We start from the raw sequence: 26,305 nt of genomic DNA, 5'->3' as shown, positions 1-26,305 counted from the left end.
TAATATATGCGATCGTTAATATTTTCATTGATAGTTCTGTTTTTATCTCTATCTGTCGCAGATTCATATGCTCAGGGCCGTCGCGGTCGCCAAACAGTATCAAACTTCAGGGGATTTAAAAAGAAATTTGATCGTAGATTTCAATATACTACGATTGATATAGGTATTGGTGCTATGAACTATTTTGGAGATATCACTCCAACATCAAGTTCTTTTAGTACTGATCTTAAATTTACCAGGCCTGCCTTTACATTAGCAGTAACCAGAAGACTGGGGCAAAGATTTCAGGCGTCTGGTTTTTTTACTTATGGCACCTTACGTGGAGATGATTTCGAATCTGCAGATCCAAATGATGTTGATGCGCAGTATCGTTATGTTAGAAACCTAAGCTTCAGAAATAGGATCTATCAGGTTGGTGCGCGTGCTGAACTGTTTTTATATAGTAATAATGGCACCTATATTACCAGAAATGACTGGAATCCATACATATTCGCCGGGGTATCAGCTGTTTTCCATAACCCTCAGGGCAAAGTAGGTCAGCAAGATTCCTGGGGAAATACACTTCCGGAAGCAGGAGAATGGGTGGATCTTGAACCTTTAGGTACAGAAGGACAATATAGCGATGCCTATAACGTTGATCCCTACAGTAAAACTATTATTTCGGTTCCTTTCGGTATAGGTACTACCTTCAAGCTAAATAATTCGTTGAATTTAGCAGTTGAGTTTGAATACAACCTATTGTTTACCGATTATATTGATGATGTAAGTGGTTATTATGTAGATCTGAATGAACTAAACTCTAATTTAGCAAGAGCTATGTCCTACAGATCTGGAGAAGAATTTTCTTCTCAAGGGGATGTCAGGCCATTTAATTCTCTAATGACAGATTCAAATAAGGAGACTGTTGGAGGATATGAGGTTTATTCAGGATTTGGTAGCCGCGGAGGTGAAGGAGATTTTGCTAATATGAGAGGGAATCAGAATGATAATGATTTATTTATTGTAACCAGAGTTAAGTTGTCGTATATTTTAGGGTCTGGTAGGATTAAAAGATCAAAATTCAGATAAAGTGAATAGAAATAAATTAACAGAGATATTAGGGAGTAAGCTGGGAAAAATACTCCCATTTTTTTTGGTGATTTTTTTTACTGAAGTTAACCTTAAGTCCCAGGAATTACCTACTTATAAGGAAGTTGGTGTGGCTGCTGGTGGGGCTGCTTATATCGGAGAGGTTGTTAAAACTGTAAACCCTCTTTATTTAAGGCCTTCCCTAGGAGTGTTTTATCGACAAAATATGAATGAGTTTATGGGTTGGAGAGCACAGCTAACCTATAATAATTTGGCTGGTGACGACTCAAGGCCTGCAGATAACTTTAGTGATATAAGGAGCACTTCATTCAATGTTTCAATATTAGAATTGATGGCTGTAGGAGAGTTTCATTTTCTCGATTACAGACAAATAAAATCACCCTATAAAACCAGTCCGTATATTTTTGCTGGTGTTGGAGGCTTTTGGCTATTTGGTGATGATCCCGGTCCTTATTCTTATAGCAATATTCAACCTGTGATCCCTTTTGGCGCCGGAATGAAATGGAAACTAAATCGTCATTGGCATTTGGGTGTTGAGTTGGGTTTCAGGAAGACTTTCTTTGATTATATAGATGGTGTTTCTGAAGTTCCGGATACAAATGCCGGGCTCAACAAAGGTGCCGCCGGATATAGTTATCAATATGGCAATAAATATGATAATGACTGGTATTATAACCTCCATTTCACGCTCAATTATGTCATAATTAAAATTCCTTGTCCTGTCGACCCGAACTAAAAATCGTTAAATTTTAACTTAACAAAGATTAACTTCATCTTATTTAGCTTAACCATAGCTTTTTTGTAGATTGCGCTATATTTTTGCGGGTTGTGGAACAATTAATGGAGCATATCGATAAGTCTAATATTCCTTCTCACATAGCTGTGATCATGGACGGAAATGGCAGATGGGCCAAGAAAAAGGGCGCTGTCCGTTTATTCGGTCATAGAAATGCTGTTAATGCAGTCAGAGATGTGACCGAAGGGTGTGCTGAAATCGGTGTTGAGTACCTTACATTATATGCATTTTCCACTGAAAACTGGAGCAGGCCTAAGGATGAAGTGTCTGGTTTAATGGAACTGTTAGTTAGCACTATTCGTAAAGAGTTAAAGACACTAACAAAGAATAATGTTAGGCTCCATACAATTGGAGATACTGATTCACTACCTAAAAAATGCAAAAGGGAGTTGTTGGAAGCGATAGAAAGGACCCGCGAGAACTCCGGTTTAAATTTAATATTGGCTTTAAGTTATAGTGGCAGATGGGAATTAACCCAGGCTATGAAAAAAATATCTTCAGAAGTTGAAAAAGGAAACTTAAAGCCCGAAGATATTAATGAAAATACAATTAAAAACAACTTGATGACTGCCGAATTCCCTGATCCTGAGCTGATGATCAGGACCAGTGGCGAGATGAGGATAAGTAATTATCTGTTATGGCAGTCAGCATATACTGAATTATACTTTACTGAGACATTATGGCCTGATTTTAATAAGGAAGAGTTGGCAAAAGCAATTCTTTCTTACCAACAAAGAGAGAGACGGTTTGGGAAAATCAGTGAACAATTGAAAAGCGACGCATGAGAAAATTAATAGTTTTTGTTTTTTTAGCAGGTTTGGTATCAACCGCTTTTGGACAAATAGGGTTGGACAGATTTCAGAAAAAAGAAAATAAAAAATTTGAACTGAATTATTCAGATCCAAAAGAATACGAAATAGCTGAAATAACAGTTTCTGGAGTAGAGTATCTAGATAATAATGCTTTAATATCCCTTTCTGGATTAAAAGTAGGAGACAAGATTAAAATTCCTGGCGAAGCAATTTCAAATGCTGTAAAGAATCTATGGAAACAAAAAATTCTTGGTGATGTAGAAGTTAACATCACGAAAGTTCAGGGAAATAAGGTTTATCTTGAGCTGGCATTAAAGGAACAACCCAGGCTTTCTACCTATGAGATTAATGGTGTGAATAAAACCACCCAGGAAAATCTGCAAGATGAGATGGGACTCATAAGAGGTAGTGTTGTTACAGATGTACTTAAGAAAAACACTCAGCTTACCATAAAGAAGTATTTTGTTGAGAAAGGATTCCCAAGAGCGGATGTTGAAATTATTCAATTAGCCGATACTGCCTTAAGTAATTATGCCAAACTTCGAATTAATATTGATAAGGGAGTTAAAGTAAGAATAAATGAAATAAGTTTTGAAGGCAATGAGCATTATACGGATGTGCGCCTGAGAAATAAAATGAAGAAAACAAATGAATACGCCAGGGTGAGCATATTCAAAGATATCTTTTCTCGATTATTTAATTTCAAACCTCAAAAGGTTTCTAATGTTTTAACTCCTGAAGGTTCTATCACGAAAGATAAAGTGACAGAATATGTGAATGAGCATGTTAAGTTAAACTTTTTTAATTCATCCAAATTCATTCCAAAAGAATATCAAAATGACCTGAATCTGGTTGTTGATTTTTATAATAGCAAAGGGTATCGCGATGCAGAAATCGTTAGTGATACTGTTTACTATAATGATAATCGAAATATCAATGTGAATATCACAGTAGATGAGGGAGACAGATATTATTTCAGAGAAATTATCTGGACAGGAAATTATCTCTACACTGATGAAACCTTATCAACAGTTCTCGGAATTGAAAAAGGAGATGTTTATGACAAGGAGAAGTTAAGTAAGAGATTAAATTTTGATCCTACAGGTAACCGCGATATTAACTCTCTTTATACTGATAATGGATATTTGTTTTTCAATATCCAACCTGTAGAAGTATTGGTTGAGGGAGACTCCATCGATATTGAGATGAGGATAATGGAGGGTAGTATAGCTACTATAGACCAGGTGTTGGTAAAAGGAAATAACCAGACTCACGATCATGTTATTCTAAGAGAGTTATCTACAAGACCTGGAGAAAAGTTTAGCCGAAGTAACCTGATTAAAACTAATCAAAGACTTGCACAATTGGGATTTTTTGATCCTGAGCAAATAGAACCACAATATTTCCCGGATCCTGAAGAAAGTACTGTGGATATTCACTGGGTCCTTGCTGAACAATCAAATGACCAGATAGAGCTATCTGGAGGTTGGGGAGGTATTTATGGATTTGTTGGTACATTAGGTCTATCCCTGAATAATTTCTCAGCTAATAACTTATTTGATTTAAGTAAATGGAGACCGGTTCCACGTGGTGATGGCCAAAGACTTAGCATAAGGCTTCAGGCTAGTGGTAGACAATACCAGTCTTACTCTTTCTCTTTCCAGGAGCCGTGGTTGGGTGGAAGAAAGCCAAATGCTTTTTCTGTAAACTTAAGTCATACAGTAGTAAGGTCAGGAGCCAGCTTCTTTGATCCGACTAGTTTTACAGGTAGCTTAAAACTTACTTCTCTTTCTGTGGGATTAGGTAGAAGAGTGAGATGGCCAGATGATTTCTTCCAGGTTTCAAATTCAATTGCCTATTCTATTTACGATCTTGATAATTATCCTTATCTAGGTCTTTCAGTTGACAACGGGAAGTTCCATAGTTTTACACTGAATACAACAATATCAAGAAGTAACATTGATAATCCGATTTACACAAGATCTGGATCTTCAATAAGCTTGTCTGTTGCCTTAACACCTCCATATTCATCTTTTGATTTCTCAGAAGATGCTGAAGATATAGAAGAGGGGGAAAGTGTAAATGAATGGATAGAATATCATAAATGGGATCTTGATATAAGTTATTTTTCAGCGATAGTTGGAGACCTTGTATTTCACGCAAAGGCTAACTTTGGATTCCTTGGAACATATAATATAGATAAAGGAATATCTCCTTTTGAAAGATATGTTATGGGTGGTAGTGGCCTTGCCGGAACAAATTTCCAAATAGGGCAGGAAATCATTGCACTTAGGGGATACGAGGATAATGCTGTAACTCCTCCAAATTATAGCGGAAGTGCTTCACCAGCTGGTGATGAGATTTATGGTGGTGTTGTATTCTCGAAATATACAATGGAATTGAGATATCCGATTTCAACAAATCCGGGAGCAACTATATATATACTCGGTTTTACTGAAGCTGGTAATAACTGGAATAATTATCAGGACTTTAATCCGTTTAATTTATATCGATCAGCTGGTGTAGGTGCGAGAATATTTATGCCGGCATTTGGTTTGATTGGAATTGACTGGGCATATGGATTTGATCAATTGCCAGGACAGATTGATATTAGTGGGCCTCAGTTCCACTTTACAATTGGAAACCAGTTAAGATAATGCGAAAAATATTTCTTTTACATCTTCTTTTCCTAGGCCTTTCATTTTCTGGCTTCAGCCAGAAATTTGGCTATGTTGATACAGATTATGTCTTGAATCAAATGCCTGAATACAAAGAGGCTCAATCAAAAATTCAAGAATTGGCACGAAGTTGGCAAGAGGAAATAAAAGGAATGATTGCTGAGAAAGAATCTATGTATGAAGCTCTCGAAGCAGAAAAAGTTCTTCTTACTGAAGAAATGATTAAAGAAAGAAAAGAAGAGATAAAAGAAAAGGAAAAAGAAATTCAAGATTACCAGCAAAAGGTATTTGGTTTTGAAGGACTTTTTTATCTAAAGAAAGAAGAAATAATAAAACCTGTAATGGATCAGGTTTTTGAGGCGGTTAGTAAGGTCGCAAAAGATAAAAGACTACAGATCGTTTTTGATAAGTCAGGTGATCTGGTTATGATTTATACAAACCCTGTTCATGACTATACAGACTATGTGTTGGAAGAACTTGGTTTGGGAGATAAAAATGACACAATTGAGTAAAACTTATAATTTAAATTGGAGAATGATGAAAAGTAAATTTTTTCTTATTGTTTTTGGAATTATTATCGCCGGATTCAGCATCTCGGCTCAAAGCCAGCAGCTGAAAATAGGTTATACAAATGTTGACTATGTACTTTCTAATCTGCCTGAAATGAAGAATGTACAAAGCGAATTTGAAACATATCAGAAGCAATTACAAAATCAGATTCAGGCAAAGCAACAAACGCTAAGAAGCAAAGTTACTGAGTATGAGCAAAACGTTCAGGCAAATCAATGGTCTGATGTAGTAAGAGCAGATAAGGAGAGAGAACTACAGCAAATGGATCAAAACCTTCAAAAATTTGCTCAGGATGCTCAAAAAAGTATGCAGGCGAAATACACAGAGCTTTTACAGCCTCTATACAAAAAGATAGAGACTGCAATTAAGCAAGTTGCTCAGGAAGATGGTTACACTCATATTTTTAACAGTGGAACACCGGGTACAGATATCCTTCTTTATGCAAATGATGAGTCTGATGTGACAGATAAGATCTTTGCTAAATTGGGTGTAACGCCTCCAACTGAATAATAAAACAATATAACAGTATAAAAAAAGCCTCAAATTGAGGCTTTTTTTATTTAGAATCGATATTTTTCAAATATGATCATTCCGGAATTTCTTTCTCATGGAGATAAAGTAATCATTGTAGCTACCGCGAGGGCCGTAGACTCTACTGCTGTGGAGCATGCTGTAGGAATTATGGAAAATTGGGGATTAAAGGTTCTTAAAGGCAAAAATCTACTAAACAAAGAATTTAGGTTTGCAGGTGATGATAAAGCCAGAGTAGAGGATTTCCAGAAAGCTATTTCTTCACCTGATATAAAGGCTGTTTTTTGTGTCCGGGGAGGGTATGGGACAACGAGAATTGTTGATAAAATAGATTTTAAGCCTCTTTATAAGTATCCTAAATGGATACTCGGGTTTTCTGATATAACAACTTTGTTATTACAATTGGAGCGTTTGGGGATAGCTTCTTCTCATTCTTCCATGCCAGCGCTTTTTAAAAATAAGACTAGTGAAGAAGCCATTGATTCTATCCGACAATTTTTAATGGAACCTGAGGATTATAAACTGGAGTGGAAGAAAACATCCATCGACAAAGTGAATGATTGCCATGGAAGTCTTATAGGAGGAAATCTTTCAATGATAGCCAATAATATTGGTACAAAATCTTTCCCACTAACTTTCGAAAATAAAATTCTTTTCCTTGAAGAAGTTGGCGAGGATTTATATCGTATTGACCGATCAATAGTTCAATTAAAAAGAGCGGGGGTCTTAAGTGAAATTAGTGGTTTATTAGTAGGAGGAGTGACAGATGTACCTTACGATGAGGAACCATTTGGGCTGGAAGCTAGTGAAATAGTCCTTAGCCACGTAAGTGAATATGATTTCCCTGTTTATTTTGATGTCCCATTTGGCCATATAGATGATAATTTTTTGATTCCTTGTGGTCTTCAAAGTAAAATAAGGACCGATGGGGAAGAGATTCAGTTAATCGTCAAAAAATAAAGCCTGCAATTATTCCTGCAATAATAATATAAGGTGTTCTAACCCTAATGAGCATCAGGCCAACAGTTATTAAAATTATCCCAAAACTCATTGGATTTTTATCGATTGGCTCAAATAATAAAAACGCAGCAGCTACAACGAGACCTGATCCTGCAGCATTTACACCTTCAAGAGATGCCTTGATTATTCTGTATTTTTTTAAATCATCCCAAAATCTGATTATAAAGAAAATTAAAAATGTGCCCGGGAGAAAAATACCAGCAGCACTTAGAAATGCACCAATCACCTGCGCTAATGGTCCGAATTCTCTCATTGATAAAGTACCGACAAATGCAGCAAAGCTAAAAGTTGGGCCCGGGACAGCCTGATTAAAACCATATCCCGATAAGAACTCATTAGAGGTGAGATATTGCTTAAACTCTACAAATTCAGTATAAAGTAAGGGAATTAGAACTTGTCCACCCCCGAAGATCAGAGATCCGTTTCGATAAAAGTTCTCGAATAAAAGAATTTCTCTTTTATTGGTAATGGCACCGAGTATAGCTGCGAAAACAAGGACACCAGCCCATAATAAAAAATTACTCCAATTAATTTTTAAGGCTTTATCCTGAACCTTGGGATGTAATCTGAAATTGATAGAAGTAGAAAGGCCTCCAAATATAATCAAAGCGGGATAGGCGAAAGGACTTCTGTAAAAAAATGCAGCTACTGCAGTTAGAATCAGGACAATCATTCCATGGTTTGAAACCACCACTTTATTACTTACTCTGATCGCAGCAACAGCAACTATGCCTACCACCATTGGTTGAATAAACTCTGTAACGGATAAAGGATCATTTAAATAAGAAAGTGCCAATCCGACACCCGTCATAACTGTTACTGCTGGTAAACACCAAACTAATAACGTTAAATAGGCTAATTTTGGGCCACCTATTCTGTAACCAATTGCAGTAATAGTTTGAGTGGAAGTAGGCCCTGGTAAGATCTGACAAAGAGCATGAAGTTCAATTAATTCTTTATTGGTCAGGTATGCTCTTTTGTCAACAAAAATATCAAAAAATAAAGCCAGGTGTGCCTGGGGCCCTCCAAAGGCAGACACACCTAACTTTAAAACTTCTTTGAGATAAATAAAAGATCGAATTTTCCGCATACAGGAAAATCGGGTCTATTTTTTTAATCCGATTTCAGCTAATCGCTGATCCAGAAATTCTCCCGCTGTCATATCCTCATATTGCTTCGGATTGTCTTCATCAATACAGCTTTCCAGGCATGTCAGATCCATTTCTGATCTTGGGTGCATGAAAAACGGAATTGAATATCTGGAAGTATTCATTTTTTCTTTCGGAGGATTAACTACCCTGTGGATAGTTGACTTTAACTTATCATTAGTAAGTCTTGCAAGCATATCACCAACATTGACAATGATTTGATCTGGTAGGGCCGTAATCGGAATCCATTTGCCATCTTTTCTCAACACCTGAAGTCCATCAGCACTTGCTCCCATTAACAGGGTGATTAAATTAATATCTCCATGTTCAGCTGCTCTTACAGCATCATCTGGTACTTCATCAGGATTAGTGATCGGATAATAATGAATGGCTCTCAGTATGCTGTTACCATACGAAGCCTTATCCTGGAAGTAATTTTGTGGCAGACCAAGGTGAATTGCGATTGCACTTAACATATCTAATCCAGCTTGCTCTAGTGTTTTGAATGCCTGAAGGCAAGAATCTTTAAATTCCGGGACTTCTTTCGGCCATACGTTATCAGGGTATTTATCTGTAATCGGATGAGCAGAATCGTTAGGTTGTCCCACATGATAGAATTCTTTCAGATCTCCTACGTTTCTTCCTTTAGCATGCTCTTTCATCTTACCGTTATACCCTCTTTGGCCAGCGATATCCGGTCTCTCATATTTCTTTTTCACGTCGTCATCCAGGCTGAAAAATTCTTTCACATTATTATATAATTTCTCCTGGAGTTCGTCACTCAGCCCATGGTTTTTTACTGCTACAAAACCAATGTTCTGATAAGCATCTCCTAAAGCCTTCACAAATTCGGCTTTCCTTTCAGGGTCATTGCTCCTGAAATCATTCAAATCCAGTGATGGAATATCGTTATATAGTATGTCAGACATTTTATAATGTATTTATTGCATTGCAAACTACTTATTTTTTCTTAATATTAATAAACCGAAATACACACAATATCGACAAAATCAACAAGATATGATGAAAATTAAAATAACAACTATCTGTTTGTTAGCTATTTTAGCTGTTACTTCTTGTAATACTAAGGAAGGATCAGATGAGGATTCTGCGGAAGATTCAACTGCCATGGCTGAAGAAACCATGACTGATGTAGCTTCGATAAGCATTTCGCCTGTAACCAACTCCCCTGAATTTAATGATTCGATGCTGGAAATGAATTCACCTTCTGAATCAGCTGAATTAAAGCCGGGTACTGTTAATTTCGATTTTAATGTAAAAAATTATACCCTGGCAAGTCAGACACCTGATGCTGATATAAAAAATTGTGCTAATTCAGACAAGGGTCAGCATATTCACCTGATCTTAAATAATGAGCCATATACTGCACATTATGAAGCTCAGTTTGAAAAGGAAATGGAAGAAGGTCATTATGTAGCTCTTGCTTTTCTTTCAAGATCATATCATGAGAGTCTTAAAAATCCGGATGCGTACGTTATTCGTCAGTTCACAGTTGGAGATGTAGATGCTGAGCCTGCTGATTTAACTCAGCCTCACATGTTTTATAGCCGTCCTAAGGGCGAGTATAGCGGAGCAAATACAAAAAAGGTTCTATTAGATTTTTACCTTTTAAATACTGACCTTTCAGCTGAAGGAAATAAGGTTAGAGCTACGATTAACGATGAGACATTCCTTATTGATAAATGGCAGCCATATTTTATTGAGGGAATGCCAATGGGAGAGAACACTATTAAACTGGAGCTTATTGATAGCGATGGAAATGTGATTTCTGGACCGTTTAATACAGTTGAAAGAACGATTACATTGACAGAATAGAAAAACTAACACACATAATTGAGCAAACCCGGTTTAACACCGGGTTTTTTTATAAATACAATTCAATTAAGACAGGAAGAGATTTTAATTCACCAATATCCAGGTGATATCTGTAAAAATCGATCAATACATGGAGTAGTTCTCTTCTTACCGTGTTACTTATTTCAGATTTCTCTCCGTAATCAGAAGAACTCAATTTCTCAAAACCCTCTAATATTGGTTGGTTGATCTTCAGGTTGTAAAAAGATTCCATTTCATCAGCCAGGACATGGCCACTTTCCATATTTAGTCCAAGGTAAGGACTAAGTTTTATCAGGAATTTTAAATGAAAATTATTTATGTCATGGTCTATTTGATCAAAAGTGCAAATTGATTCTCTAATAAAATCATGAATAGGTTGAGGATCTTCATCCTGTTTTACAATCTTGAATAGAATCTCAGATAAAAATAAACCAATTCCTCTTTTTACAGGATCGAAAGGAATAGTTTTATAATGAAAATCAATTCGGGCTTCATTTATCCTGGTTATTTTATCATCATTCCTGTCATAGATCACCATTTCCAGAAGGTTCAAAGGTTGATAAAGAGCAATTTTTCCTTTTCCCTTTGACGTTCTCGCACTATTAATAATAAAAGATTTTAACCCTTTCTCCCGTGTGAAAATCCTGCAAATAATTGAAGATTCACCATATTTAATGTAATTGAAAACGATGCCTTGTGTCGTAGTAAGCATTTTACGGAATGATTACAGCCTTACCAATGTATCCTTCTTCATATAATTGATCTGCCATGAAGAAGAGATATACTCCTGGTTGTATATTTGAGGGAGGGTTCCAGGAAGCAGAACCACCATTACTTTCTATCTCATCAACAAAAGACCCCGATGCTGTAGTAATTTTAATATTACTATTTCCCTTGATGTTACTAATAGTTATAACATTATTTCTTTGGAGTGAAAATGGATTTGGATAGATATTTACAGAACTATAATCTCCTGAGGGAGACGTTGCATCACTTTGATAGGCAACTATTCCTCTGTCAGTTAAAACATAAACTTTTCCTGAAGAAGGATCATACTCTAATTGTAAAACATTGTCTGAAGGTAAAGGTGAATTATCGCTGTTAAAAAAAGCCAATTCTTCATCTAAATCAGAATCAAATAAGCGTATTCCTAAAGCAGTAGCGGTCCAAAGTCTGTCGCCGGTATCAACAAAGACATCATTTACTTTTCTTCCTTCTAATAAATACCGGCCATCAATTATAGGTCTGGAAGCATTCATTGCCACAAAATCAAAAACTCTAAATGGTACATCCAGAAACCAGACGCCATTGTTGGAAGCAATCCATATTCTTCCATCGCTATCTGAGCTTAAATTATATATTGTTCCAGGTAGGCCACCATTGTTCTCGCTTGAATTCAATAAACGGTATTCCTGGTCTTCAGGGTTTATAATCACAATATTACCTTGAGGGGACTGACCTGTTAATCCAATAATATTTCCGTCAATTATTTTGAGTTCTCTTATATAGTTTAGTCTGCTATTTGGTTTTGGAAAAGGAGTAGTAGTTTCTAAATCTTCTGAATATAAATAAGCTGTACTATTAGTTTGAGCAAATACAAGTTTATCTGGAAGTGAAGTAATTGCTGTGAACTCATAATCACTGGGTCCATTACCCGCTATGACATCTATTTCTAAAGTTTCGCCTGTTAATAAAACAGGGTTTTCAATACCAGATATCAATCCTCTTGAAATGGATGTGAAATAATATTTCTGATTGAAGAATTCGACATCCGTAATTATAGCATCAAATAAAGAAGTTTCCTTCCATTCTGAATTTTCTAAATATGATATTAATTCAGCTTCATTAGAATTAAGAGTGAAAAGGTTGTTTCCGGTAAATCGAATTCCAGAAGGGAAATTGTTTTCTGGACCATCAGGTTTCAAAGTTGTAATACTATTATTTTCAACTTTGATCATGCCAGAATTTCGGGTTCCTAAAAATACCACAGTTTCATTTACCGCAATATCCAGCGGGTCTATATTTGATGGCAAGTTGGCTACATTCTCAAATATATCATTTTGCCATTCATACACATTATTGTTATTGAGCAGGTATAATTTTGAATTATTAGTAAAACCGCCAATCCATCCATCCGCGGGTTGATTTTCTACTGTTGACCAAACTCCTTCAAATGACCTTTTTAAAAGCCCTCCAGCTTTTGTGATTGCTGAAATTTCACCGTCTAAATTGAAAAATTCTTCTATAACAATTTCTGATCTGACCTTCCATTGGTTAAAATCAGCTAGGTTAGAATTTAAGGAAGCTGCTTTTATTCCCTCATCAGACGAAATAAAAATACTGTCATTTAGAAGAGCGATATCAAATACTTTAATTGAATTAGCACTATCTCCAATTTGCAAAAATGCATCTCTGATAGAAAGATCAGATAAATTAGCTAATACTAATCCTTCGTCTGTGGCCAGATACAATTGTTGGTTAAATTCTTTGATAGAATTGATAAAAAAATTGGAGGAAGGAGAAACCAGCTCATCATTTACAAGGATATTCTGATCCTGAATTTTATAAAGAGAACCATTTGAAAATCCATAAACAAGATAATTGCCAGAACTGAAAACTGAGGATATGTTTTCAGCAGGTAATTCATCTGTATCAACTTTCGAGATCCATCCTTCACCAGGATTATAAGAGAAAATACCAGGATTACTGATTCCTATAATTTCGTTATTGTAGGGAACAATAAATTCTGTGGTGTTATAAGAAAAATGCACTTCCCAGGTGCCAGTCGGAATATTACTTTGGGCTGAAATATTCAGAAAGAACAAAGAAGGTAAAATAAACCTTAAGAAATTATTTAGAATTTTTAAGGCCAGTAAAAAAGCATTTTCGACATCTGGCTTCATAGCTTTCGGTTTCTCCAACCAGGACTTTATCATCATTGATTACTTTTCTGAAAGAATAATTTGCAAGGGATCCGTTTTTCATACAGATCGCATGAACCTTAGTAACAAATTCTGCAACAGCCATTAAATAAGGCATTGGCCCAAAAGGCCTTCCCATATAGTCCATGTCCAAACCGGCGACAACTACCCTCTTACCCTCATTTGCCAGCTCATTGCAGACATCAACGATTCTTTTATCAAAAAATTGAGCCTCATCTATACCAACTACCGAGCAATCGCCGGCTTTTAATAAAATATCATCTGCAAAATTGACCGTAGTCGAACGAATAGCATTTTTATTGTGTGAAACTATTTCTGTTTCAGAATATCTGTTATCAATAACAGGTTTAAAAATCTCTACTTTCTGATTTGCCAAGACTGCGCGATTCAGTCTTCTGATTAATTCTTCAGTCTTTCCTGAAAACATTGATCCGCAAATCACCTCTATCCAACCGGAGTATTTCTCTCCGTCTCCATATTGCTCTAAAGATGGTTCAATAAACATGCTTCAAAGATAAAGCTAATCATCGGAATAATTAATATGTGGAAGTTTATAATCTTGAGGTGTTTTTATTTCTATATTCCCTTTTATTGGTTTAGCCTGACATGCAAGCCTTTCTCCCGGCTTTAATCTATTTAAAAAAAGAAATCTCTTCTCTACCTCCGTAGGTTTTGAAATGTTCTCACTACCATTTATCACCAACATTCTACAGGTTGTACATTTACCTTTTCCTCCGCAGATGTTCATCCATTGAATATTTTCCTTTTTAAAAATGTCGAGGAATGAATCGTTGTTATCTGAAAAAATGATAGATCTATCTTTTAGGCTTGTAATTACAATTACATTTTTCATTATCCGTAAATTGATCTAACAGATTAATCAATAACCTTACAAATTGTTCGTTAAAATAGAAATAAATTTTAACATTGCTTAAGGATACTTTTTTGGTATTGATTTTTGGAATAAAACTAAGGATTATGTCTTCACCTGCTTTAAACGAATATTACCTGAATAATTTTGCAAGCAATGTAGCACGTCAGATTTGTGCAGCTACTTTTTCAGAAATAGAGAAAGTCTCTGGTTCTGAAATTAAAAAGCTTACTTCTGTCAGGCAGGTTAATTATTTCGTGATTAAATATCTTTTCCAGAATTGGAAAAAGGAAATGAAGAAAATCACTGCCAGTCCTTATTTTAATTATGATCACCCGGAGGTTAAAGAAGCATTGATAGCTTTTAAGAATAAAGTCTCAAATCATATTTTAATTGCTGAGGATGACCTTGAGCCATTGGTTAAAGCATCTGTAAAAGATACTTTGATGCTAATGTATTCTCCGTATGATTATTTCATAACTGAATTTAAGCAGTCAGCTCCTTTAAATTTGAAAACCCTTGAAGAAAAGGGGAAATATCTGACCATTAATAAAAAGCTATGGGATTCATTAATAGAAAGTTTAAAAAATTCCACAGAAGAGGAATTTACTGCTGATTATCTTGAATCTGAGTTTAATAGGGTATGCGAAGAAAGTGGTCATGAGCCTGATTCAATAGACCATATAATCGAAGACCTCGGAGAATATCAACCTATAGAAGAAGACAAGCTTTATTCAGAAAGCCGAGGGGATTATAATGCTGATCCAATTCATGAAGAAAAAGTAGTTGATAGTGAAATTAGTTTGAAGACTACTGATGAAACAATTAGTGAAAATGTTGAAGAGGGGGAATCAGAAAAACCAAAACCTATAGTAGACAAATTCCAGTCTGATTATGAAACTTTAAATGATAAAGTGGCTTCTGAAAGAGGAAAAGTAAAGACTCTGGCTGATCAAAATTTGAACTCTATTAAAAAAGGACTCTCACTCAATCAAAGATATATGTTTACCAGAGAGTTATTTGGCGGAGATCCCCAAATGTTCGATCAGGCAATAGAAAAGTTAGATAGTTGCTCTGAATACAATGAGGTTATCAGTCTGATAGAAAAGGAATTTGCTCCAAATAACCATTGGAACATGGATTCATATGAAGTAAGTGAATTCATGCATATGGTCAATCGCAGATTCCCTGATTAATAGTCCTGTCTTGATTTAATAATCCAGATTAATCTTAATACTATCAGTGAGAAAGGACTTGCATTCTATGTGAGTCCAGTTTTACCATTGTAAATAGTAATACAGTAAAGGCAATAAGAGATGAACCTCCGTAGCTAAAAAATGGGAGTGGTATACCAATCACAGGGAAAAGACCAATCGTCATACTCAAGTTGATCGAAAAGTGGAAGAAGAGGATCATTGCAACACAGTAACCATATACCCGGCTAAACCTCATTTTTTGTCTTTCAGCTAATTGAATGACTCTAAGGATAAGAGCACTAAATAAAACTATTACGATAAATGAACCAATATACCCATGTTCTTCACCGATAGTACAGAAAATGAAGTCTGTGCTTTGTTCAGGAACATAGTCATATTTTGTTTGTGTACCTTCTAAAAATCCTTTTCCATCAAAACCTCCAGAACCAATCGCAATTTTGGACTGATTAACATTATACCCTGCTCCTTGAGGATCAAGATCTGGATTAAAAAGTACTAGTATACGCGTCTGTTGGTGGGGTTTTAAAACATCTTCGAAAACAAAATCGACACTGCGTACAACACCACAGATGGCTAAGGTGATAAGGATAGAAGTTATGAGTTTTGATCTTTTTTTTCGATTTATTATTGTGGCTATTATCCCAATGATTATAATAGTAGTATAAATCCATGTTGGACTTAATTCTACTATTTGAGTAAGGTAAATTGCTAACAAGAACACAATTGCCCCAAGTACACCAAGGATAAGTGGAATTGGAGATAATCCTTCTCTAAATAGTACCAGAATAAAGATACTAAACACCATTGCTGTTCCCGCATCGCCTTGAAGAAGGATCAAAGCAACTGGTAAAAAGAGAATAGCACAAACACCTAAAAGATCTGGTATTCGGTCTAGTTTTGCCTGTGGGTCTCCCAAATATTTAGCCAAAGCTAATGCTGTAACAAATTTTGCGAATTCTGAAGGCTGAAATCTGAAACTACCGATTTCAAACCAGGAAGTAGAGCCGGCCACTTCCCTTCCGAAAAATAAAACTGCAATTAGTAATAATAAAACAACACCAAAAGCTATATAAGCCAGGGAATCTATCAATCTGAAATCAGCAAAAAAGATAATTATAATAGTAATAACAGAGGCACCAATCCATATTAACTGCTTTCCTGAGTTCAGGTTTAGATCAAAAATACTTTGATTAGCAGAAGCATCGTAAACCGCCGCATAAATATTAAACCACCCGAACAGGACAAGGGCAAAGTAAAGGATTATGGTGATCCAGTCTACGTTGGCAAATATATCTGTTCTTTCTCTCATTCTTAATAAATAAAGTCGCCTTCAAGAGCGTAATCTTCAATATGCTTTCTTTCTATTTCACCTTTAAGGTATTTTTCTATCATTAATCCTGCGATCGAAGCTGCTGCTCGTGCTCCCTGACCGGCATTTTCTACATAAACCGAAACAGCGATCTTTGGATTATCCTTTGGAGCAAAAGCGATAAATACAGAGTGGTCTTCACCATGTGGATTTTGAGCTGTACCGGTCTTTCCGCATACTACAATGTCGTCAATATGAGCTCTTGCGCCAGTACCCGACCAACCACTATTAACAACGGCATCCATGGCATCTACTACAACGCCATATTTATCTGGAGAAACAGAAGTATAATTTTTCTTTTTATATTTTTCTGGTACTAATTCTCTGGATCCACCTATTTCTTTAACCAGGTGAGGAGTAATATAAAAGCCTCTGTTTGCGATGATTGCCGACAAATTTGCCATTTGTAAAGGAGAAACTCCTAACTCACCCTGTCCAATAGAAAGAGAGTAAACTGTAAAAAAGTTCCAGGACCCTTCCCCGTATATTCTGTTATAAAGACTAACAGTGGGAACAACTCCAGTTCGTTCGTTTGGCAAATCGATACCAAGTCTTTGTCCTAATCCAAAAGTCTTAAGATGTTCGATCCACCCTTCCAGTCCAACTGCTGCGTCTGCATTGAAAGAATTCACCTCCCCTTGTTGAATAATTCTTTTAAAAGTTTCATAAAAGTAAGGGTTACATGAATGCTTAATTGCGCCTCTTAAGTCTTCATAGCTGTGAGGTCCGTGGCAGTTAATAATGCTTCTGTTACAAACTACTCTAGTTTGAGGAGAGATTACTCCCTCTTCCAGTGCTATTAAAGCCTGGATCATTTTAAAAATTGATCCAGGAGGATACTGGTCAGCTTGAATAGGACGGTTATATAAAGGTTTTGTAGTATCAGAATTGATTAAAGAATAGTTCTTACTGAATTCTCTACCAGTAAGCAGGTTAGGATTATATGAAGGAGCCGAAACAATCGATAGAATTTCACCGGTTGCGGGTTCAATTGCAACCACACTACCAATCTTTCCATCCATCAACTTTTCTCCATATTTCTGCAATTCACTATCAATAGTTGTGGTAATGTTTAAACCCGGTTCAGGGATAGTATCTGATTTGCCTTCTTTGTATTTACCTTTTACCACACCGTGTACATTGATCATTTTATATGAAACACCTCTTTTTCCTCTCAGGGCATCTTCATATTTAGATTCAAGTCCACTGATACCGATTAAGTCTCCACTTTTGTAATAACTGGTAGTGTCTCTTTTTAGAATTCCGGGAGTCACTTCACCTATATAGCCAAGAGCATTCGCCATTCCACTATATGGATAATACCTGTTAGTTTTAGGGGTTACATAAAACCCGCTATATTCTGAAAATCTATCCTGAATTCTTGCAAATTCTTCATTAGACATTTGGGAATAGAATACCGAAGGCTTTACATAGCTGTAATGCTTTGCTTCAGACATTCTTTCAATAAAATTTTGCTTATCTATATCAAGAAGTGAACAAAATTTAGTGGTGTCTTCCATATCGACTTCACTGGGCACCACCATTATATCGTAAACAGGTTTGTTGTAAACGATTATTTCCCCATTCCGATCATAGATAAGACCTCGATAGGGGTATTCAACAAACTTTCTTCTACTGTTATTATCAGCAGCAAGCCTGGATGTTTCGTCAATGATTTGTAAATGAAAGAGTCTCGTCAGAAGAATAATTCCTACAAAAATCACCACTGACTGAATGATTACCTTTCTCTCTTTAAACATTACAGTAGCCTCTCTTTTCTTCCACTAACGGTTAAATATTGTACAATTAGAATAACAAGTACCGTAAAAATAGTACTGGCGAAAACTTTATATAAAGTTAAGAAGAAAAGTGATTTGTTGGAAGCCTCTACAAAGAAGATTACGCACTGGTGTAAGAAAACAAGAAAGAAAGAATAACCGAGGTACCAACTGAATCCTGTGTTTTTCACATTTGGGATATTAATTGGATCTGGAGTCCTGGGGAAATTATATTGGAGATATATAGGTCTTACAAAGGTTAATAACAAACACGCCGAAGCATGGATGCCGATGCTATTGTAGAAAACATCAATAAGCAGTCCTACTAAAAACCCAATCACCAGTTGCCAGACTCTTCCTACAGTAAAAGGAATATTTAATAATATCGCTACATATAAAAAGCAAAAAGCAACATCAAAGAGAACAATATTCTTCAATATGGTTATCTGGATCAAAATAATTAGTAATGATCCCAAAATATATTTTAGGTTACTATCACTCCTCATTTGGTATAGTTACTTGTTGAAGACTGTCTAATTCTTGCTTTTTAAAGCTTTTTACAACAAAAACATATGAAAGCGCCTGGAAGTCAGTGCTTAACTCTACAGTTATGTCATAGAAAATATCTCCTTCATCAATGGAGTATTCAGAGATTGTTCCTATCAGGATGTCATTAGGAAAAATAGAATTGTATCCACTTGTGAAAACTGAATCTCCCTGCTGAATATCATAGTGTCTGGGCACATATAATATTTTTCCGTATTTCGGTGATTTGCCATCCCATGTAAGGGTACAAAAATTTCCAAACCTGCTTATTGTAGAAGAGATATTGGTTCCGGTATGCAGAACAGATTTAACAACGCTATATTGATCGGAAACGTGCATAACTTTTCCAACAACACCATCCGTACCAATTACTGCCATTTCAGGAGTTATACCGTGATCTGAACCTTTGTCCAGAGTAATGTAATTGGTGAACCTATTGACTGAATTATCAACTACTTCAGCAGCCATAGTTTCAAATTTTCTATCAAAAACCAATAGATTTTCAACACTGTCACTATGGATCTTATCTGAATACTTAATCAGTTGTCTTTTTAATAAAGCATTTTCTCTGGCGAGCTCTTCATTGACCTTTTTCAAAGTAAAATAGTCATTAACATTTTGGGTGTATTCGGCCACCCTTCCTGCCAGTGCAGATGAGGAATTAAAAAATACTGCTGACTGATAGCTGTTATTATTCACTATCAAAAAGAAGCATAGAATTTCCAATGCTGCAAAAACAAAGAAAGCTCTAAACCGGATTAGAAATAAAAACAACTGCTGCATACCTTCCGGTCAGTCTTAAATTAAAAAATCAGGTCAATAAAACGTTTTTGAATGTATTGAGATTCTTAAGGGCCAGTCCTGTTCCTCTTACGACCGCTCTTAACGGGTCATCCGCAATATGTACAGGAAGCTTGGTCTTAAGAGCAAGCCTCTTATCAAGACCTCTAAGTAATGCACCACCACCAGTTAAGTGAATACCCCTGTCATAGATATCTGCAGAAAGTTCTGGTGGAGATATCTCCAATGCTTTAAGAACAGCTTCTTCTATTTTAGAAACAGACTTGTCAAGTGCAAACGCAATTTCACTGTAAGATACTTTTATAACTTTAGGGATACCCGTCATTAAATCACGTCCTCTGATCTCATATTCTTCAGGAGGATCATCAAGCTCAGTCATCGCCGCACCTACTTCTATCTTAACTTTTTCTGCAGAACGTTCACCGATAAGTAAGTTATGCTGCCTTCTCATGTAATCGAGAATGTCTTTGTTAAATGAATCACCAGCAACACGTATTGATTGATCACAAACGATGCCTGAGAGTGCAATAACTGCGATTTCTGTGGTACCACCTCCAATATCTACAATCATTGAACCGACTGGCTGTTCGATATCGATACCAATACCAATTGCCGCCGCGATAGGCTCATGAATCATATATACTTCTTTAGCACCAGCATGCTCAGCTGAGTCACGAACAGCACGCTTTTCAACCTCAGTAATTCCTGATGGAATACAGATCACCATCCTGTGTGATTGAGGGAGAAAGCTTCGTTTGCTACCATCGATCATTTTGATCATGCCTCTGATCATGTGCTCAGCAGCATGGAAGTCTGCAATTACACCATCTTTAAGTGGACGAATGGTTTTTATACTCTCGTGAGTTTTTTCATGCATTTGCATGGCTTGGCGGCCAATTGCAAGTACTTTATTAGTTGCTTTATCAATAGCGATAATGCTTGGCTCATCAACAGCTATTTTGTCCCTTTGAATAATAAGGGTGTTAGCTGTTCCGAGGTCAATTGCTATGTCGCTTGAAAAAATGTCAAACAATCCCATGCTGTGAATTAAATTAGGCTTTTAAATAAGTCTTTCTTTCCTTTAGAAAGTTGCAATATACAAATATCTTATTTTTCAAAGGAAACATTGTAAGATTAATGTTTAAAGTGTCTGGTGCCGGTAAAGACCATTGCCATGTTATGACTATCACAGTAATCGATAGAATCTTTATCTTTAATTGATCCACCTGGCTGTACGACCGCTGTAATTCCTGCCTGATCAGCTATTTCAACACAATCCGGGAAAGGAAAGAATGCATCGGATGCCATTACCGCTCCTCCGAGCTCAAAGCCGAACTGCTTAGCTTTTTCAATTGCCTGTTTAAGAGCATCTACACGTGATGTTTGGCCTACTCCACTAGCTAAAAGTTGATTTCCACGAGCAAGAATAATTGTATTTGATTTAGTATGCTTACAAACTTTAGAAGCAAAAACAAGGTCAGAAATTTCTGCTTCAGTGGCAGATTTTTTTGTTACCGTTTCGAAATCAGTTTTTTGATCTGTCTTAAGGTCTCTGTCTTGTACAATAACACCGTTAAGAAGTGATTTGAACTGTTTTTTATCTGTAAGGTTCGCTTTCTTTTCGAGTAAAATTCTGTTTTTCTTTGTCTTTAGAATCTCCAAAGCATCTTCGTCAAAAGAAGGTGCTATCAATACTTCGCAAAATAATTTTGTAATTTCTTCAGCAGCATCTTTATCCACCGGCTTATTAGTAATGAGTATACCACCAAAAGCAGAAATAGTGTCAGCTTCGAAAGCTCTTAAATAAGCATCCTTCACAGTAGCTCCTGTGGCACACCCGCATGCATTAGTATGTTTAAGAATTGCAAAAGCAGTATCGCTATCATCAAATTCTTCGATCAAATTAATAGCAGCATCTATATCTACCAGGTTGTTGTAGCTGAGTTCCTTACCATGTAGTTGGTTTAAAAGATCTGTTAAAGGACCGTAAAAAGCAGCTTCCTGGTGTGGATTTTCTCCATATCTCAATGTTTTCCCTTCACTGTAGCTAGCTTTGAAAGCTTCGACATTGTTTTCTTCATTGAAATAATTAAAGATCGCGCTATCATAATGCGAGCTAATATGGAATGCTTCTGCAGCATATTTTTTCCTCGTACTGATGTCAGTACTACCCTTACCATTTTCAAGAACGGATAATACATCTTCATATTGATTTCGAGATGATACTATCCATACATCTTTAAAGTTTTTTGCAGCAGCTCTTATGAGCGAAATGCCTCCAATATCAATTTTCTCTATAATATCCTGTTCGCCAGCTCCACTTGCTACAGTTTCTTCAAACGGATAAAGGTCCACGATCACAAGGTCTATAGATGGAATATTATATTCCTCAGCTTGCTTTTTGTCATTATCATCATCACGTCGTTGAAGAATTCCGCCAAACACTTTTGGATGAAGCGTCTTTACCCTTCCGCCGAAAATTGAAGGGTAAGAAGTGAGGTCTTCCACCGGAACTACAGGGATATCGAGATCTTCGATAAATTTTTGAGTTCCACCGGTAGAATAGATAGTTACTCCTTCTTCATGAAGCTTTTTTACTATTGGGGCTAACCCGTCTTTGTAAAAAACTGAAATTAATGCTGAAGAGATTTTAATGTCAGACATGATGTGATTGTTGTTTTTAGCGTTTTAGTGGTTATGCTTTATCAGTTAATATTTTTTCTATTACCTTTTTATAATGTTTATGTTCCTGTTGAAGAACTTTCTGAGCCAGTGTTTCAGGGGTGTCTTTGGGATCTACTTTTACTTTCGCCTGAAAAATTATGTTCCCTTCATCATATTTATTATTCACATAATGAATAGTAAGGCCACTTTCTTTTTCACCTGCTTCAATTACAGCTTCATGAACTTTTTTGCCATACATTCCTTTGCCTCCGTATTTTGGTAGCAAAGCAGGGTGTATATTGATGATCTTTCCAGGGAAATCTTTTACCATTGATTCCGGAATTAGCCAGAGAAATCCTGCAAGGACAATCAGATCAATGCCTTCACTTTGCATTAAAATTATTAGCTCATTGCTTTCATATAAAGATTCTCTGTTAAATACCAGGTGAGAAATATTATTTTCTACAGCGTAATCTATTACTCCTGCATCAGGCTTATTGGTGAGGACAAGTGCAACTTCGATTTCTTTGGAATCTTTAAAATGATCAATTATTGCTTTGGCATTTGTTCCGGATCCCGATGCAAATATTGCTATTTTTTTTTTCCTGGTTTTCAATACTGAATTTATTTGAAAATTCTTTTGCAAATATATTAAAGCATTGTCATACTGACTAATCCGAGAAGCATGATCAGCTTAGCGGTTGTGCTTAATTTTTTATATGATCGTTTAGTGTCCGCACGATAAATTTGATAAATAAAAAATATCCACGGTAAACTCAATATAGTGAAAAATATTCCAAGTGATTTCAAATTATAAATCAAACAGACATAAACGCAGCTGAAAGTGAAAAAAATAATGATTCCATAGAGAATCCTTTTTGTTTTTCTTAATCCCAATACTATCGGAATAGTCCTGCATCCATATTCTTCATCACCCTTGATATCTTCCATGTCTTTAATTACTTCACGGATCAAGGTAAGTGTAAAGGCAAAATAACTATAAAGAAGAACCTTTTCTATATTTTGAGGAAATACAAGATAGACACTAAAGATGCTTAATGCCGTCAGCATAGCTACTGAGAAATTTCCCCAGAAAGGAAGTCTTTTTAAGCGGTTACTATAAAGCCACAGTAAATATGCTGCGAGAACATTTATTAAACCTACTTTATAATTGATCAGGAGTCCGATGGAGATGCCAAGAAAGTTTAATGTGGTGTGGGCTAGCATGGCGTGCCTTCTCTTTATATACTTTCCGATTACTACTTCCTGAGGTTTATTTACGTAGTCAATTTTAATATCATAGTAATCGTTTATCAGGTAACCTGATGCAGCAAGGATAACTGTGGAGATTGAAAGTGCTGCCATCCTTGGACTAAAAAGAATGCTTTGCCAATCGCTGTATTCGATCAGGAATATTGCCGTGAGATATTGACCAAGCACAATTATCAGCAAATTTGGCCACCGGGTAACTTTAATAAAGGCTAAAAATTTTGTAGCTACGGACATTTTCAGGAAGAATAGGTGTCAAGAATGTGTTGACTGATGACTTTGTATATTTCAGCTATCTCCTCATCAAAATCAAGTGATTCAAGATGTTTGTCCAGAGTTTGCAGATCTCCTCTTTTGGCCGGGCCTGTTTGAGCTTTTTCAGGGCCCAGTGAAAGGCTATTTTCTATAGTTTGGTTTATCAAAGGCTTTAAAAGATTAAAATTTAACTTTCCTTTTAATGCCAGTTCTTTACTTAATCTTACCATGTGATTGGTGAAATTAGATGCAAATACAGCTGCCACATGTAGCTTTGCTCTTTTTTCAGAACTCATTTCTTCGGCTGATCCGCCAATGTTTTTACCTAAAGAAAGTAAAGCTTTTACAATTTGAGGATCATCAGATTCAACCAGAAAAGGAGTGCTATTCCAATGAGGAGGATTTTCTTTAAGAAAAGTCTGTAAAGGATAAAAAACACCGATATTTGAATGAGGTCTCAATTCTTCAAAAGATTTCACCCCACTTGTATGAACAATTATTGTATCATCAGGAATAACGATAGACTGAGCAACTTCTTCAATCGCATCGTCTTTTACAGCGATTATAACTAAATCGGGGTTATATGACCTGAAATCTGGTTCAGTAACAGGTTCGGCCTCATACAGAGATCTCGTTATGTTTGCTGCACGTTCATACTGCCTGCTGTACACAGCTGAAACTGTATGTCCCTTTTCTTCTAAAACAGTAGAAAGGGCTTGTGAAACATTACCTGTTCCTACAAGACAAATGTTAAAATGCTTTGTTCCGAACATTTAATTAGAGCGTATATCTGATTCCCATGCCTCCCTGAAAGTCAGGTGCAGCATCAGCTCCTCCAAAATTAACAAACAAGCCCACTTCTGCAAATGCTGATACTGGAGTTTTGGGATGGCTGTATTCAAAACCGGCAAATATATCCGGACTTCTGAATGTCACTTCTGTATTTCGGGATGAAGGCTCAGATGTTTGACCTTCCGGAGTCTGGTAGTCATAAAGGTATTTGGTCTCAAATCTTCTGAACGAAAAACCAATGCCTGCATACCAGTCAGCTGTATAATCCTTACTGATTCTTCCCTGGTACATGATTCGTGTAAGCAAGGCATATATATTTCCGGAATGGTCAAGATACTTTGGTGAGTTTAATTCTTTTACAAAGTCTTGTTGATAAAACTGGTTTTCCAGATAAGGATCAAACAATCCTGAAAACCCAACACCTGCTACGATTTCTGCAGCAATTTTCTGCTTGAATGATAATTTATAACTTAGACCCCAGGGTTCTCCAATCCTTGCTCCCAGGGAATGGGTAAATAATTTCCTTTTGTATTTGATCGGACACAATAATACATCCTGTTGCCTTTTATTATGTCTCATTTTTTGCCCGTAGGCTTTTTGTAACGAAGACATGAAAAAAATAAGGCTAAGAACTAAAAATATCTTTCCTTTCATAAAAATAGCTGGTTTGGTAAAGTAAATATAACAGTTTGGCAGCTCTTCAAAAGGTATATGTAAGGATTGACGTGGAATAATCTTTAAACCAGACTTATCTTCTAAAGATTATGTGAATTCATTTTTTGATTAACAATTCATATTTTCGCTTTCACTTAATAGAAAATTATATCAGAACCAGAACCAATGAGAAGATTTTTAACAATGGTATTAATTTCAGTTTTAATCACTGCCTGTAATGCGCTCACAGGTAATGAAATCGCCCGGTTAAAAATTGATAAAGTAAGTAATGAAAATGATCTTAGAGTTTGGAAAGCAAGTGTTCGTTTGAAAAAAGGTGATGAAATAGAGGTCTGGTCTGATATGGATTTGGAGTTTGAAGGAGTTGTTCAGCTCAGGTTTGGTGTAAAGATCTATAAAAATGATGAAGAGTATCGCCAATTAGAAATAGATCCTTTTGATAAGAATACTACTCTTGGAGAGGTCAGGAAAACTATTAACAAAGGGACTGAATGGAGTTTTTTTGGCAAAAACACATCTCTTAGGATTGATGAAGATGGCAGTTATACTTTCGAAGGGGTATTAATTTCCTCTGAAAACCCAACCTTAAAAATTAACAAAGCTGACCTGGTTATAAAAAAATAGG

General features: G+C 36.1%; 26 protein-coding genes. 10 read left to right on the top strand and 16 right to left on the bottom strand.

The annotated features are described in order from the left end of the window. Positions 1-6: 6 nt before the first annotated feature. The 7 genes from OO013_RS11740 to OO013_RS11710 all read left to right on the top strand — a co-directional run bounded on the left by OO013_RS11740 (position 7) and on the right by OO013_RS11710 (position 7,436). Positions 7-1,068 carry a hypothetical protein gene (locus OO013_RS11740; protein ID WP_266056999.1) on the top strand — a complete coding sequence of 354 codons (1,062 nt, stop codon included), beginning with the start codon at positions 7-9 and terminating at the stop codon, positions 1,066-1,068. Between the two features lies 1 nt (position 1,069). Further along, the gene (gene porG / locus OO013_RS11735; RefSeq protein ID WP_266056998.1) at positions 1,070-1,825 is read left to right on the top strand and encodes a type IX secretion system protein PorG; all 756 of its coding nucleotides are present in this window, start codon (positions 1,070-1,072) and stop codon (positions 1,823-1,825) included. 104 nt (positions 1,826-1,929) lie between these two features. Next, positions 1,930-2,670 (top strand): undecaprenyl pyrophosphate synthase, encoded by a 741-nt coding sequence (gene uppS, locus OO013_RS11730; RefSeq protein WP_266056997.1) that lies wholly within the window; start codon positions 1,930-1,932, stop codon positions 2,668-2,670. Further along, the gene (locus OO013_RS11725) at positions 2,667-5,354 is read left to right on the top strand and encodes a BamA/OMP85 family outer membrane protein (protein ID WP_266056996.1); all 2,688 of its coding nucleotides are present in this window, start codon (positions 2,667-2,669) and stop codon (positions 5,352-5,354) included. Before uppS ends, OO013_RS11725 begins: the two co-directional genes overlap by 4 nt. Further along, positions 5,354-5,887 (top strand): OmpH/Skp family outer membrane protein, encoded by a 534-nt coding sequence (locus tag OO013_RS11720; RefSeq protein WP_266056995.1) that lies wholly within the window; start codon positions 5,354-5,356, stop codon positions 5,885-5,887. The genes OO013_RS11725 and OO013_RS11720 overlap by 1 nt, the downstream gene beginning before the upstream one ends. A 25-nt stretch (positions 5,888-5,912) precedes the next feature. Next, positions 5,913-6,455: an OmpH/Skp family outer membrane protein gene (locus OO013_RS11715; protein ID WP_266056994.1), complete on the top strand. Its 543-nt coding sequence runs from the start codon at positions 5,913-5,915 to the stop codon at positions 6,453-6,455. Between the two features lie 72 nt (positions 6,456-6,527). Further along, the gene (locus tag OO013_RS11710) at positions 6,528-7,436 is read left to right on the top strand and encodes a S66 peptidase family protein (protein ID WP_266056993.1); all 909 of its coding nucleotides are present in this window, start codon (positions 6,528-6,530) and stop codon (positions 7,434-7,436) included. Here the strand turns inward: OO013_RS11710 and chrA are convergent. Then, the gene (gene chrA / locus OO013_RS11705) at positions 7,426-8,586 is read right to left on the bottom strand and encodes a chromate efflux transporter (RefSeq protein ID WP_266056992.1); all 1,161 of its coding nucleotides are present in this window, start codon (positions 8,584-8,586) and stop codon (positions 7,426-7,428) included. The two genes, OO013_RS11710 and chrA, sit on opposite strands and share 11 nt — an antisense overlap. Positions 8,587-8,601: 15 nt before the next feature. Next, positions 8,602-9,573 (bottom strand): isopenicillin N synthase family dioxygenase, encoded by a 972-nt coding sequence (locus OO013_RS11700; RefSeq protein ID WP_266056991.1) that lies wholly within the window; start codon positions 9,571-9,573, stop codon positions 8,602-8,604. A gap of 91 nt (positions 9,574-9,664) precedes the next feature. Between OO013_RS11700 and OO013_RS11695 the strand changes: the two genes are divergently transcribed. Further along, the gene (locus OO013_RS11695; protein WP_369414889.1) at positions 9,665-10,480 is read left to right on the top strand and encodes a phosphopeptide-binding protein; all 816 of its coding nucleotides are present in this window, start codon (positions 9,665-9,667) and stop codon (positions 10,478-10,480) included. A 49-nt stretch (positions 10,481-10,529) separates the two neighbouring features. On the opposite strand, the gene recO is transcribed toward OO013_RS11695, so the two are convergent. From recO to OO013_RS11675, 4 genes are read right to left on the bottom strand one after another with little or no spacing between them, the layout of a single operon-like run. Beyond that, positions 10,530-11,213 (bottom strand): DNA repair protein RecO, encoded by a 684-nt coding sequence (gene recO / locus OO013_RS11690; RefSeq protein WP_266056990.1) that lies wholly within the window; start codon positions 11,211-11,213, stop codon positions 10,530-10,532. Position 11,214: 1 nt separating this feature from the next. Next, on the bottom strand, positions 11,215-13,404 hold the full coding sequence (gene porZ / locus OO013_RS11685) for a type IX secretion system anionic LPS delivery protein PorZ (RefSeq protein WP_266056989.1): 2,190 nt from the start codon (positions 13,402-13,404) through the stop codon (positions 11,215-11,217). After that, positions 13,352-13,948 (bottom strand): thymidine kinase, encoded by a 597-nt coding sequence (locus OO013_RS11680; protein ID WP_266056988.1) that lies wholly within the window; start codon positions 13,946-13,948, stop codon positions 13,352-13,354. Before OO013_RS11680 ends, porZ begins: the two co-directional genes overlap by 53 nt. A gap of 15 nt (positions 13,949-13,963) precedes the next feature. Beyond that, positions 13,964-14,296: a 2Fe-2S iron-sulfur cluster-binding protein gene (locus OO013_RS11675; RefSeq protein ID WP_266056987.1), complete on the bottom strand. Its 333-nt coding sequence runs from the start codon at positions 14,294-14,296 to the stop codon at positions 13,964-13,966. A 125-nt stretch (positions 14,297-14,421) separates the two neighbouring features. On the opposite strand from OO013_RS11675, the gene OO013_RS11670 reads away from it, so the two are divergent. Then, a complete protein-coding gene (locus OO013_RS11670) occupies positions 14,422-15,510 on the top strand; it encodes a DUF8457 domain-containing protein (protein ID WP_266056986.1) in 1,089 nt (362 codons plus the stop codon). A 43-nt stretch (positions 15,511-15,553) separates the two neighbouring features. On the opposite strand, the gene rodA is transcribed toward OO013_RS11670, so the two are convergent. The 10 genes from rodA to OO013_RS11620 form a co-directional block, all read right to left on the bottom strand. Next, positions 15,554-16,840: a rod shape-determining protein RodA gene (rodA, locus tag OO013_RS11665; protein ID WP_266056985.1), complete on the bottom strand. Its 1,287-nt coding sequence runs from the start codon at positions 16,838-16,840 to the stop codon at positions 15,554-15,556. Between the two features lie 2 nt (positions 16,841-16,842). Then, positions 16,843-18,660, bottom strand: a complete 1,818-nt coding sequence (gene mrdA, locus OO013_RS11660) for a penicillin-binding protein 2 (protein ID WP_266056984.1) — start codon at positions 18,658-18,660, stop codon at positions 16,843-16,845. Beyond that, positions 18,660-19,154: a Rod shape-determining protein MreD gene (locus tag OO013_RS11655; RefSeq protein ID WP_266056983.1), complete on the bottom strand. Its 495-nt coding sequence runs from the start codon at positions 19,152-19,154 to the stop codon at positions 18,660-18,662. Before OO013_RS11655 ends, mrdA begins: the two co-directional genes overlap by 1 nt. Before the next feature lie 19 nt (positions 19,155-19,173). Beyond that, complete coding sequence (gene mreC, locus OO013_RS11650; RefSeq protein WP_266056982.1) at positions 19,174-20,007, bottom strand: rod shape-determining protein MreC; 834 nt, start codon at positions 20,005-20,007, stop codon at positions 19,174-19,176. A gap of 28 nt (positions 20,008-20,035) precedes the next feature. After that, the gene (locus OO013_RS11645) at positions 20,036-21,064 is read right to left on the bottom strand and encodes a rod shape-determining protein (protein WP_266056981.1); all 1,029 of its coding nucleotides are present in this window, start codon (positions 21,062-21,064) and stop codon (positions 20,036-20,038) included. A gap of 95 nt (positions 21,065-21,159) precedes the next feature. Continuing rightward, a complete protein-coding gene (gene purH, locus OO013_RS11640; RefSeq protein WP_266056980.1) occupies positions 21,160-22,689 on the bottom strand; it encodes a bifunctional phosphoribosylaminoimidazolecarboxamide formyltransferase/IMP cyclohydrolase in 1,530 nt (509 codons plus the stop codon). Positions 22,690-22,720: 31 nt separating this feature from the next. Beyond that, a complete protein-coding gene (gene purN, locus OO013_RS11635) occupies positions 22,721-23,305 on the bottom strand; it encodes a phosphoribosylglycinamide formyltransferase (protein WP_266056979.1) in 585 nt (194 codons plus the stop codon). A 35-nt stretch (positions 23,306-23,340) separates the two neighbouring features. Beyond that, complete coding sequence (locus OO013_RS11630) at positions 23,341-24,195, bottom strand: geranylgeranylglycerol-phosphate geranylgeranyltransferase (RefSeq protein ID WP_266056978.1); 855 nt, start codon at positions 24,193-24,195, stop codon at positions 23,341-23,343. 2 nt (positions 24,196-24,197) lie between these two features. Further along, positions 24,198-24,986, bottom strand: coding sequence for a Rossmann-like and DUF2520 domain-containing protein (locus tag OO013_RS11625; RefSeq protein WP_266056977.1), 789 nt, complete (start codon positions 24,984-24,986; stop codon positions 24,198-24,200). A 4-nt stretch (positions 24,987-24,990) separates the two neighbouring features. Next, positions 24,991-25,659, bottom strand: coding sequence for a hypothetical protein (locus OO013_RS11620; protein ID WP_266056976.1), 669 nt, complete (start codon positions 25,657-25,659; stop codon positions 24,991-24,993). Between the two features lie 186 nt (positions 25,660-25,845). Here OO013_RS11620 and OO013_RS11615 point away from each other — a divergent pair, with 186 nt between their 5' ends. Further along, entirely contained in the window at positions 25,846-26,304 is a 459-nt protein-coding gene (locus OO013_RS11615; protein ID WP_266056975.1) for a hypothetical protein, read from the top strand. Position 26,305: the final 1 nt, after the last annotated feature.

The organism is Mangrovivirga halotolerans (assembly GCF_026241165.1).
GTDB lineage: Bacteria > Bacteroidota > Bacteroidia > Cytophagales > Cyclobacteriaceae > Mangrovivirga > Mangrovivirga halotolerans.
This window is presented reverse-complemented; position numbering and strand designations above follow the sequence as displayed.